The sequence below is a fragment of the Arthrobacter sp. M2012083 genome, from assembly GCF_000281065.1.
GTDB lineage: Bacteria > Actinomycetota > Actinomycetes > Actinomycetales > Micrococcaceae > Arthrobacter.
The window spans coordinates 72,481-84,218 of sequence record NZ_AKKK01000002.1; the positions used below are offsets into that span (position 1 = coordinate 72,481).

Consider the following 11,738-nt stretch of genomic DNA (forward strand, 5'->3'; position numbering starts at 1 on the left):
GTGAGTGCGGTCCTCTTCTAGGCTACGCCCGGCCACGCCCATCCTGACCCGGATGCCACAAGGTTTCTGAGGATTACGTCGACCGGTCGTCCCTCATGGGTTACAGTTATTCCAATCGATGGACAAACAGCGGCTAATACCAGGAGCTCCCATGTCATCCACCCTTAGATCTGCCTCGCACCGAAGCAACGCCCAAGGTCTCGACGTCCCGGCTTCCCGCGATATGGTGGTCGATTTCATCCGCGTCGCCTGCATGTTTGCCGTTGTCGCCGTTCACTTGCTCATGATGGGGATCAGCGTGGACCAGGCCGGCATCGGCGTCGGCAATCCCCTTACATCCCTGAGCTGGTTTGCCCAAGGGACATGGTTCGGCCAGGTCATGCCGCTCTTCTTCGTGGTGGGCGGATTTGCTTCGCTCACGTCATGGCGCAGCCTGCAACGCAAGGGCGGCGACGCCGGCGACTACCTCAGGAACCGGGTGCTGCGGCTGGTCCGGCCCACGGTCGCCCTTTACATCTTCCTCGCCGTTGCCCTGTGGAGTGCGACGGCGGCTGGCGTCCCCGCTGATCTGCTCGCCGTTATCGCTGCGGGCGCCGGCGTGCAGCTGTGGTTCCTGGCCGCGTACCTGATCTGCCAGGCCATGGTTCCTACAATGGCCAAGTTTCACGAGGCAGCGCCCTACCGGACCATTGCCGCGCTGGCTGCGGGCGCCGTCGTCGTCGATGTCCTTCGTTTGGGTTTGGAGCGCAATCCGTGGGGCTTCGATTCGAACCCGATCGGTCTGCTGAACATGGTGTTCGTGTGGGGACTTCTGCAGCAGCTGGGGTTCTTCTACGCCGACGGTTTCTTTGACCGCTTCGGCAAGTGGAAGCTCGTTCTTGCCGCTGGCGGCTGCTACGCCGTGATGGTTCCGCTGACGCATGCCGGCCCCTATCCCGTGGACATGCTGACCAGCCAGAACCCGCCCATGTTCCCGCTGATCCTGGTGGGACTGGCCCACATTCTTTTGGTGAAAGCCGTCTACCCTGTGCTGCAGCGATGCGTCCGCGTCGGCTGGGTGCAGAAGGTGATGTTCGTGGTGGGTAGCCGTGCAATGACCATTTACCTGTGGCACTTGCCGTTGATCATCGCCATGTTTGGAATTGCGCTGGTCCTTCGCCTGCCCTTCCCCGAGCCCGCAGGCACCGAGTGGTGGCTCAGCCGGCCGCTGTTCTATGTGGCCGCGTGGGCGCTGGTCCTGCTGGTCTCCACCCCTCTGGTCCGTCTGGAACTCGCCAGCACTGCACTGGCCCCCGGCGCGGTCCGGCCTGCCATGTGGCGCATCGTTGCCGGAACTGTCCTGGCCATCATCCCGCCGTTCGTGGTGATGAGGTCGGCGCTGGACGTGACGAATGCGACGTGGGGGCTCGTGCTGCTGGTGATCGCCGTGGCTCTGGTGTCCGGCAAGGTTCCTGACCGGGCGTGGAAGACTCCGCGGATTCCCTCAACGGGATCCGTGGCTTCCTGACCTTCTTTAAAAACCAAACGGCCGCCGAACAACCTGATCAGGTTGTTCGGCGGCCGTTGTTGGTTCAAAGCGAGTCACGAGCAGCGACCCTCACAACAGCTATGGCAGGCGGTACAGGAATGCTGCCATGGCGTCGCGGTTGATGGGCTCCATCGGCTGGTACCAGTAGTTGTTCTCCCCTAACTGCCAGCCAGAGGAAATCCCCGCAACGCTCATCCAGACCATTTCCTTGTAGAACAGCTGGCCTGAATCGAGGTCCTTGAAAGGTGGATTCATCGGTGCTTCATAGTCGGGCTTGTTGACCAACCTATACAGGAAGGCAGCCATCGCGTCGCGTTTGATGGGGGTCAGCGGTTTGTAGTAACGAGCCCCGTTCTCAGTCCATCCGGATGAAATGCCGGTTTCGGCCAACCATGCCATCTCCTTGTAGAACTGCTGCGTGGTTGCAACGTCCTTGAAGGGCGATTGCGCGGGAGGTGTGTAGTCCGGCGAGCCGGCCGCACGGTAAAGGAATGCTGCCATTGCGTCACGGTTGATGGGAGTCACCGGCCGGTATGAGACGGATTTGTCCGCCTCCACCCAACCGGTAGAGATCTTGCGGTCTGCAAGCCAGGACATTTCCTTATAGAACTGCTGGGTGGTCGCCAGGTCCCGGAAGGGTGAAACAGCAGGCGCCGTAAATTCCGGTCCCTTTGCGCTGAAGTAGGCCTTCCACTCTGAAGTCGCCCCATTGAGCACTGCATAACCGCTCTTAGGAACGGCCGTAATTTTGGCCTGTCCTCGAGCGGGGTGAGTTCCGGCTTGGAGCGTTTTGCCATCTACTTGGTAGTCCATGGTCTCGGACTCCGGAATAGTGTAGCTATCGTTGCCCATGTACGGAGCCTCCGTGAATACCACTGCCTCGGGAGAGACAGCCTTATCAGCGGCTACTACAACAGGTGTTGGCTGGCTGGACATCTCCAGCAGCCAGTATGGGGTCTTGTTACCCATGACATACAGTGAAAGCGTGCTGCCGATGTCGTCGCTCGTCAAGGTGTAAGTAGAGACACTGGAGACGTGCTCCCCGGTGGTGCCGGGCTTGTTGCGGGTCCAGCGATAGGTCAAGTCCACGGGGGCCGGCTCCCAGGTACCCGGATTGGCGGTCAGCGTGCTGCCCTCGTAAGCGGAGCCTACAATAACGGGCGTGCTACCAGACAGGGTTCCGGGAGCCACTTGGGCTGTGGGTTCCGATGTTGCGGACACAGCCGGTACGAACTTCTTGGTTGCAGTAACAGTGACCGTGATAGCGGCCTGGTGGTCATCCTCAGTTAGTACGTAGGCCGCGCCATTTGCCCCGGTGATAGGTGTGTCCCACCGGTTCCACTGATACTTCCATGTGGCTTCGTAAGTGTTATTCCAGGAACCCGGCGCAGCAGTCAGGGTCCTACCCACAGCAGCCTCACCGGAAATTGTGGGAGTGCCCGCCGTGATTGGCGCAGCCTCGGCAGCCACCTTGGCGAGAGTGGCGTTAGCGTCAACCAAACCAGCGCCGCAGCCACAGCCGTTGATCGGCCGAGCCGAGGCCTTGAGCCTCTGCTCAACATCAGCGGTTGTCAGGGCAGGCAGTGTTGAGTACATCATGGCTGCTACTGCGGCTACCTGAGGAGCGGCCATGGAACTGCCCTCCATGAAGGAGTAGCCCTCGGCGTTAGGAGCGTCCAAGCCGTTATTAAGTGTGGACAAAATTCCAGCAGTACCGTCGCTGGTCATGTCTCCGCCGGGAGCTGCGACATCCACGTTTACGCCAAAGTTGGAGTACGAGGCCTTGAGTCCGTTCCGGGTGCTCGCGCCAACTACCAGCACGTTCTTGCAGTTGGCGGGGCTGACCTTCGATGCATCGATGCCCTCATTGCCTGCAGCCACCACTACCGAGGCGCCCTTGCTTCGGGCAAAGTCCGTGGCATTTTGGTAAATGGTGGAGCAAGTCGCAAGGCCGCCGAGGCTCAAGTTAATGACGTTCGCTGGATTTGCATTGGCCGGGACTCCCGACACAGTTCCACCCGCCGCCCAGACGATCGAGTCTGCGATGTCGGAGGCGTATCCGCCACAGATGCCCAGCGCGCGCACCGGAACGACCTTTGCCTTGGGAGCCACGCCTGCCACGCCCTTGCTGTTTCCTGCAACAGCGGCCACAAGGCCGGCCACATGAGTCCCGTGCCAGGAAGAGGAATACCCGGGCCATCCGGGCTCGCACTCACCGTAGTAGGTCGCGTCGCCCTCGTCTGCCGGATTCGAATCACGTCCATTTGAGTCGCCGGCAACCAGGGGATCATGAATCATGTCAAAGCCAGGCAAAATGTTGGCGCTCAAGTCCGTGTGGTTGGTAATGCCGGTATCGATAACCGCCACCACGCTCCCGGCCCCTTGAGTTACGTCCCATGCCCCAAGGACACGCATCCCGCCACTGTCAATGCTGCTGTGTGGCCATTGGTATGAGTACAGGGGGTCGTTCGGAGCCGTCGCGAAAGGTCGCATGATCACGTCGGGTTCGGCGTACTCAACGCTGGGGTCAGCGGCCAGGGCGGAAACCAGCTCACTTGCTTCTTCAGCACCGAGCTTCTTGTCCGTCTTCACCACTTCTTCACCCGTTGCAAGAGTGCGCACGGCTTGGACAGGGACACCAATTGTTCCAGCGGCGCGATTCAGGGACGACTTCCGATCCAGTGATTGGATGCTTGCGCGTTCCTTGAACTTCACGATGAATTGGTCCGTCGGGAGGACCGAGGAGTCGGTGGACATGGGCCGCGGTGCTGCGCTCGGCACAGGCACCGGCGCTTCATCGGCCACGGCCGGGAGCGCCGGGAGGGCGGCTCCAACCAAGGCGATAACGCCCGCAATTATTATTTGAGAGCGCACACTGGCTCTCCGTCGGATCTGCATAAAACAGCGCCCTCTGCTCAGACGCCCCCAAGAGCGCGGAAAAATGGCCGCAAGAGTGCGGCCAGCATGAGTTTAGCCACACTTTGGACTTTCCTGCGAATTGCCTGTGAGTCTTCCGCCGCATCGGGCGAGGCGTCTTGACCCACTTCACGACGCATACTGCAGAAATCCAACTTCTTCAGGTTTCAGAGGAGCTCTTGGACAGCCAAAAGAGGTCTCGAAGCCACCTTGAAAAGGGCTAATAGTTACGCCGGTGCTTCAGGCGTGGGATTGCGACGGCGAACACCACTGCCGCTGCGAACCCCAGGACACCGGTGGCCCAGATACCCGCCGACAACGAGATTGCAGCCGTCAGCGCGGACAACAGCACAGGTCCACCTGTGGCACCGGAGTCGGCCATGAACCGCCATATTCCCAAGAAGTGACTCCGCCCATTGTCCGGCGAAAAGTCAGCTCCCAACGTCATGATCAGCCCTGAACTGATCCCATTGCCGAAACCAATCAGCAAGGCGACCAGGAGAAGCGGGACGAATCCGGCCGTCAACGGAACCAGGATCAAGGCCGTCCCCATGATGACAGTGGACGGGATGGCTACCCATTGCCTCCCCTTCTTATCCATGAGTTTCCCGGCAGGGTAGAACACCAGCATGTCGATCGCCCCGGACAAGCCGAAGATCAACGAAGCATGAGTGGCATCAAGTCCCAGATGATCGGACCACAGCGGGATCACCACCTGTCGAGATGCCCGCAAAGCACTCAGCAGGAGAATTCCGAAACCAACCGTCAGGAACACTCCGGCATGGGAAACCGCAACACTCCGCAGGGTGGACGCCGGAGGTCTTGGACCGCCGTCGGCCGCTTTCGGAGCGACCAGATCCGGGATGGTGAGCGACAAGGCAGCGGCAGCCATCATGCCACCGAAGCCCACCCAGTACGCGCCGCTGATTCCGGCGAATTGCATCACGCCGGCACCGACGAATGGTCCGATGAAGAGGCCGATCCTGGTGACGCCGCCCAAGGTCGAGAGGGCTCGCGCGCGGAACATGACAGGCACGGCCTCGGTGAGGAACTTTTGCCGCGCGAGATTGAAGACGCTGGCAGACATACCCACCAGGGTCATGGAGGCGGCCAACAGCCAGAGTCCGTGTTCCATTTGCGGTGCGAAGGCTGCCGCGCCGAGGGCGATCGCACCTACAGCACCGGCTCCGACGATCGACCACCGTTCGCCGAACTTCTCAGTGATGATTGACGCCGGAATGTTGAAGAACCAGGAACCCAGACCGATCAGCGTCACGATCAACGCCGACACCGCCACCGATGCGCCGAGGTCGCGGGCTGAGAGCGCGATGACCGGGAGGACAGCCCCCTCACCGAGACAGAAAAGCACAGCTGGCCCGAATGCCGGTAGCGCGACGCTGCGGAGGCTGAAGTTTTTGTCTGCTTGGGTGGTGGTCATCCCTTTCATCCTATGACCGTCGTTGGCGGGCCGAGGGGCCACATTACGTTCCGCACTCCCGGTCGGGGGCTGCTGCGCACCCGTTGCCGCCCGGCGCTCCCCTCCGTAGTCAGGCCCGCACCTTGGTCGCAGTTGTTGCGGCTCCGGGAGCCCGGAGCCGCAACAACTACATGCGAAGTGAGACTACTTCCCCGGCTTAGCGGAGGTTAGCTGCTGCCTTGCGGCGACCTGCTGCTGCGAGCATCAAGCCCATCAGGAGCATGGCACCAGCCCACAGAACCCAGTTACCGTTCAGTCCGGTCTTGGCCAGGGTGTTGGCGCTTCCGACGGCGGTGATGGCTGCCGCTGTCAACGCGGCCTGAGTGCTACCAGCGGTTACTACGGTGGCGGCTTGCGTGCCGACACCCATGGTGGTTGAGCCCACGGTGGTTGATCCCGTGCTCGTTGCGCCGGTTGCTGGAGTGTTGATGCCGGTGTCGCCGCCGGCGCCCGGGCCACCGTCAGCAGGCGGGTTCACAACCGGAGGAGTGACCACCGGAGGATTCACGACGGGCGGGTTGACGACCGGAGGAGTGACCACCGGAGGATTCACAACGGGCGGGTTCACGGTACCGGTTGAGCCTCCACCGATTCCCACCGAGGTGGAACCAACGGTAATAGGAGCAGTGATCGGGATGACCAACTGAGTGCCGGAGAGAAGTCCTCCATTGCCGGAAGTGGTGCTGCCAGGCGTCGTACCCGTCGGGGCAGTGCCGCCGGTGGTGCCGGTGTTCGTGGCCGAGGAGTCACCCAACAGACCAGCCGAGGTGGAACCAAGGTTCACCGGAGCCGTAATCGGAGCCACTACCTGAGTCCCCGAACCAACACCATCCGAACCGGAAGTGGAAGCACCCGACGTAGCCGGAGCCGAAGTTCCGGAAGAACCCGTGCCGGTGTTCGTGGCCGAAGAGTCACCCAACAGACCAGCCGAGGTCGAACCAAGGTTCACCGGAGCCGTAATCGGAGCCACTACCTGAGTCCCCGAACCAACACCATCCGAACCGGAAGTGGAAGCACCCGACGTAGCCGGAGCCGAAGTTCCGGAAGAACCCGTGCCGGTGCTCGTGGCCGAAGAGTCACCCAACAGACCAGCCGAGGTCGAACCAAGGTTTACCGGAGCCGTAATCGGAGCCACTACCTGCGTCCCCGATCCAACACCATCCGAACCGGAAGTGGAAGCACCCGACGTAGCCGGAGCCGAAGTCCCGGACGAGCCCGAAGAACCCGATGTTCCGGCCGAAGTTCCGGACGTGGCGGACGAATCGCCGCCAACACCCACGGCAGTGGCTCCGATGTTAACAGGGACCGAAATCGGAGCCACTACCTGAGCGCCGGACGCGATACCCTCTCCCCCCGACGTCGTTGCCTGTGCCGGCGCTTGGGCCGGAGCAGGAGCTGGTGCTGCCGATGTGGCAGCTGAGTCGCCAAGTACACCGGCCGACGTCGACCCCACCGTGATGGGGATCGTCACCGGTGCCACAACTTGGGTTCCCGAAGCGATACCGTCGGAGCCGCTGGTGCTGGCTGCCGGCGTCGAACTTGCCGTTGGAGCTGGAGCCGCAGGTGTGGCTGAGCTCGCCGCAGTGGAGCCCCCCAGCAGACCCACTGACGACGAGCCCAGGTTTATGGGCACCGTCACCGGAGCAACTACCTGCGTTCCGGAGCCGATGCTGTTGGAGCCGTTGGTGCTGGCGGCTGGCGCTGCAGCGGACCCTGAACCTGCAGCAGGTGCCGGCGCGGACGTCGTAGCTGCTGAATCCCCCAACAGTCCAAGTGATGTTCCGCCGATGCTGACGGGCGCTGTTACTGGCGCTACCACCTGCGTTCCGGAAAGGACTCCGTCCTTGCCGCTGGTGGTGTCCGCGGCGTTTGCCGCAGTAGCGCTGAGGACGATCATGCCCCCGGCAAAGCATGTGCCAATGAGGCACTTGCGTATGGTCGTGTTCATTTTGATTCTCTCCTGAAGGCCTTGTTCCCAAGGACGTCCGAGTGACGGATCGCCCGAATGACCGTCTGCCGCGAAGTGCTGCGCGGCTGGCTGGGGAACTAGTCAGGAGAGGAGCCGGGATCGAAGCATACCGGCTTTGGATGTTGTTCAGCATCGGCCGATTCCAGGCCGGGAAGAGCGTCTACGGGAATGATAAGTGCGTCGTGAAGGAAGGCTGCTGCCGGGCTGGGCGGACCGTTTTGGGAATTGCCGGAACCGGCTCCCGTGAGGCCGGCGGGTGCCGTCGCAGGGTCAGTGGGCAACCTCGAGGGCGACGCGGGATCGGCGGCCGAGGAGGCGCCGCCGAGCACCGCGGTAATCCCTGTAGGACCAAAATTGCGGGTAGGTGTTAGCAACGCTGATGCTTCAGCGGCCACCCCTGAATGGTTCGCGTGGACGTCCAGTTTGCTGGGCTCGGGAAGTGTTGCGTCTGGTGAACTGACGACGCCGGTAGTCACCAGGGCGGCTACGTCCGCCGTAGCGGGGACAATCGAAACGTCAGTGCCTGGCACGCTCGGGACTTCGGCCACCGGCGAGGTCCCGGGGTCAACAACCGGCGGCGCCGTTACAGGCGGCACGACCACGGGCGGGACGGCAACAGGCGGAACGACTGCTTCGACGGGTGCAAGAACTGTGTCCACCACGCCGACAATTGGTTCCACAATCGGGTTTACCACGTCAGTAACGGGTTCCAAACGAGCGGGTTCCAGCACCTGATTTACCGGCGGAACAACAACGTTGACCGTGTGGTCCACGGTGTCCGTGGCCGGAACCACGACGGTGTTCACCACGGTGCCTGCCGTGTTTGGAGGAACCACTTGGTTGACTACCGGAACCTCGGCAACCACATGGTCAACGGTGCCCCCGACATGCTCCACGAGGGGCGTCACCGCCGGCACATGCACGTTGATCTGTTCGGTCGGAACTAATCCTTGGACCAGGTTCGGCAGGGGTACGTTCGGCACCGGGATGTTGACGGAACTGGAGGACGCGACACTGCCCAAGAGGGTTTTGTCGGAAGTTCCAGTGTCTGCACTCGCGGCCGAAGCGGAGAGGGCCATCCAGATTGCGGTACCGGCGCCCGCGACCATGACAGAGCGGAGAATGCTGGCAGCACGCGGGAAAACGCGCGAACCCCTCATCTCGACACCCCCAGGTAGTCGCGAACCAATGGTCGCCTTCATCCTAGGACGAGACTAAGCCATTAGTCCATGCCTGGGAGTAAACAAGATGACAAATTTGTAAGGAACCTTGTTTAAGAAGGGTAGGAACCCGTTTTACCGGGTCCAAAGTCCGGGGTGCCCAATGATGAACGTCCTTGGGCGTTGGTTTCCTGGAGCCGTTTGATAAACCAGCGGGATTGTTCCGGTCCGTAAGGCAGCACGGGAATTGCCTTGGTGGCGTCGGAAGGCATGTCGCGAATGGACTGCGTTGCCTGCCGGACGGCGGTGCTCATGGTGTCCGCCATGGTTTTCACGAACTCATCACTGACGGGCTTGCCGTGGCCCGGGACCAGGAACTCGTAGCGGTGGCGCAGGGCCGAGATGTGCCGCAGCGCGTCCGCCCACTCCTCCGGATAGGAGTCCTCAAACGACGGGTGCGCACCTTGTTCAACCAAGTCCCCCACGTACAGCGTGGAGCTGGTGCCAACGAGGAGGTCGCCGTCAGTGTGCGCTCGGCCCAGGTAGAAGAGAGTTGCGGTGATGCCGCCAAGGTCTACCAGGACGGGCTGATCGTGGACGAGGGCGTTGGGGACGACGATGTCGACGGCGTCACCCTCCCCCGCTGCCATCTCAGGTTCGTTGGTGGCCACGAAACGTCGCTGGTTGTCGGCGTCCCGTTCTATGGTCTCCGCGCAGTTGGCGTGCGCCCAAAACTCCGTGACGCCGTCGTCGGCAAATACTGCGTTGCCGAAGAAGTGGTCGTAGTGCGCGTGGGTGTTCACCACAACCAGCGGAAGCTGGGTTTTTTCGCGGACTGCGGCGAGGATCTCGCGGCCTTGGCGCGGACCACAGCCGGTGTCGATGACCATGGCGAGCTCTGAGCCCACCACAAGTCCGGTGTTGAGTAACGATCCCTCGGTTTCCAAGACGTAGTTGTCTGGTCCGAGTTCTAGCCAAGCTGACAATTCGTGCTCCGTATCCACTGCAATCCGGCGATGTTCAGGCCTCTACTCTACCCACGGAACCCGTACGAACGCTGGAAGGCCGGCGGATGTTCCTTAGCGCCGGAGCAGCCTGAGCTTTCGGCCGGCACGCACCAACAAGGAGGACTTCAGCGCCTGAAGCTCGGCTTCGAGTTGCTCGCGCTCGGACTCCCTTGCTGCGAGCGCTTCAGTAAGGTCGTTCAGTTCGCCCCGCAGCCGGTCCCGCTCCGCTTCCACAGCGCCGAGGCTTCCACTGGTGTCTTCCAGGACGTGGGTCAGTCCGAAGAGCTCTACCGACTGGTGGCCGATGTGCAGTTCATTGTTGGCCGTCAGCTTGGCCACGGACGGATGCTCACCGGACGCGAGTTCACGGAATGCCGGTTCCGGGCTGATGAGGACCGGCGCCTCTGGCCGGGCCCCCTTCAAAGTCTCGACGACGGCGTCCCACCAGGCGCGCTGGAACTCGCCTTGCGTCGGGCTGAGTTGCTTCAGGTAGGCACTGATGTCGTCGCGGCCGGCCCACAACTGATCCACGTAGGTATCGAATTCCGGAGTGGCCAGGTGCCGCAGGGAACGCATGGTGTGGCCGAGGCCCCAGTTGGCCAGTGCGCCGCCGATACGGACCTCGCCGTAGTAATCCACGGCGATGCCCAAGCAAGGAACGCCCGCTGACAGTGCGAAGACAATAGGGTGGTACCGGCTCGCAACCACAAACTCGGCCTGCATTGTCAGCGACGCGGATTCCTCAGCAGACAGCTGGCCGCAGACCACCACGTTCTCCGTGTGCATCCTCTGCCGGATGTCCTGGTGGGTTTCGATGTCGATGTCCGCCTGGCCCGGGTGGGACATGTGGGGGATCATCACGACGTCCAGGTTCCCGGCGTCGGCGATTCTGTCCAGCACCTCAGCGATGCGCTGGTTGAAAGCGTCCTTGTCCATGGCGCCGGTACCGGGCGCGAAAGTGGCAACCAGGAATGGCCGACCAGGTTGGGGTTTGTAGGTGACATGGTCCAGTTCGAGGGCGGCCGGAAGGGCGTGGTCCACCTCTAGGAAGCTGGCGTCGTCGAGCGTCAAACCTGCGGGCACCTCCGCGTTCCGCATCAGCTCCCAGGAGGTCTGCTCGCGGACGCTGGTGAGCGTCGCTGAGCGGAAAAGCTCGACCACTGTGTCGTAGTCGGGTCCCGTGAGGACGGGTCCAACTGTCTGTCCGGAAATGACGAGCGGCTTACCCAAGGCGTTGGCAATGGCTCCAACAGCTGCGCGCTCGTAAAGCAGCCAGCCGTAAGGCGAGGTCATGTTCCCACCGCCGGCGATCACTACGCCATCGCAGGTCTTCATGGTCTCGATGAGCGCGTGGACCTGATCCTCGGCGGGGAGGGCAGTCATGTCTCCGGCGAGGATGGCACGGATTTCACGGAGGTACGTCTCACGCCGGTGCGGAGGCCACGGGAATTCCAGTGTCTTCACCGAGGAAGTCCCGAAAATACGGGTGCTCTGCTCCGGATCCCGCGACAACAGCACGATGTCAGAGACTCCCCTGGCGCGTAGTTCGTCCACCACGGCATGGGTCATGGCTTCGTCGCCCACGTGGTAAACGGGCTGACCAATATCTCCAAGAACTACGACTCGCACGGCACTCCGGTGGTTGGACGCAAAAGGGAGCTTTCAGCGTACCGGGTTATCT

7 protein-coding genes are annotated in these 11,738 nt (G+C 62.0%); 1 reads left to right on the forward strand and 6 read right to left on the reverse strand.

Annotated elements, in window-relative coordinates; translation table 11 throughout:
- Positions 1-151 precede the first annotated feature (151 nt).
- Positions 152-1,507, forward strand: a complete 1,356-nt coding sequence (locus A477_RS0100995; RefSeq protein ID WP_017197182.1) for an acyltransferase family protein — start codon at positions 152-154, stop codon at positions 1,505-1,507.
- Between the two features lie 99 nt (positions 1,508-1,606).
- Here A477_RS0100995 and A477_RS0101000 read toward each other — a convergent pair whose 3' ends face one another.
- The 6 genes from A477_RS0101000 to A477_RS21865 form a co-directional block, all read right to left on the reverse strand.
- Complete coding sequence (locus tag A477_RS0101000; protein WP_026005266.1) at positions 1,607-4,426, reverse strand: S8 family serine peptidase; 2,820 nt, start codon at positions 4,424-4,426, stop codon at positions 1,607-1,609.
- Between the two features lie 238 nt (positions 4,427-4,664).
- On the reverse strand, positions 4,665-5,882 hold the full coding sequence (locus A477_RS0101005; RefSeq protein ID WP_017197184.1) for an MFS transporter: 1,218 nt from the start codon (positions 5,880-5,882) through the stop codon (positions 4,665-4,667).
- Positions 5,883-6,078: 196 nt separating this feature from the next.
- Complete coding sequence (locus tag A477_RS23415; RefSeq protein ID WP_026005267.1) at positions 6,079-7,869, reverse strand: cell wall anchor protein; 1,791 nt, start codon at positions 7,867-7,869, stop codon at positions 6,079-6,081.
- Between the two features lie 98 nt (positions 7,870-7,967).
- Positions 7,968-9,050 (reverse strand): hypothetical protein, encoded by a 1,083-nt coding sequence (locus A477_RS0101015; RefSeq protein ID WP_017197188.1) that lies wholly within the window; start codon positions 9,048-9,050, stop codon positions 7,968-7,970.
- Positions 9,051-9,163: 113 nt separating this feature from the next.
- Positions 9,164-10,036: an MBL fold metallo-hydrolase gene (locus tag A477_RS0101020; RefSeq protein WP_237715688.1), complete on the reverse strand. Its 873-nt coding sequence runs from the start codon at positions 10,034-10,036 to the stop codon at positions 9,164-9,166.
- 93 nt (positions 10,037-10,129) lie between these two features.
- Positions 10,130-11,686 carry a polysaccharide pyruvyl transferase family protein gene (locus A477_RS21865; protein WP_237715689.1) on the reverse strand — a complete coding sequence of 519 codons (1,557 nt, stop codon included), beginning with the start codon at positions 11,684-11,686 and terminating at the stop codon, positions 10,130-10,132.
- Positions 11,687-11,738: the final 52 nt, after the last annotated feature.

What these genes read in the sequence shown, in the direction of transcription:
- A477_RS0101015 (WP_017197188.1), bottom strand. Translation starts at nt 9,050, where the DNA reads ATGAGGGGTTCGCGCGTTTTCCCGCGTGCTGCCAGCATTCTCCGCTCT.
- A477_RS23415 (WP_026005267.1), bottom strand. Translation starts at nt 7,869, where the DNA reads ATGAACACGACCATACGCAAGTGCCTCATTGGCACATGCTTTGCCGGG.
- A477_RS0100995 (WP_017197182.1), top strand. Translation starts at nt 152, where the DNA reads ATGTCATCCACCCTTAGATCTGCCTCGCACCGAAGCAACGCCCAAGGT.
- A477_RS0101000 (WP_026005266.1), bottom strand. Translation starts at nt 4,426, where the DNA reads ATGCAGATCCGACGGAGAGCCAGTGTGCGCTCTCAAATAATAATTGCG.
- A477_RS0101005 (WP_017197184.1), bottom strand. Translation starts at nt 5,882, where the DNA reads ATGACCACCACCCAAGCAGACAAAAACTTCAGCCTCCGCAGCGTCGCG.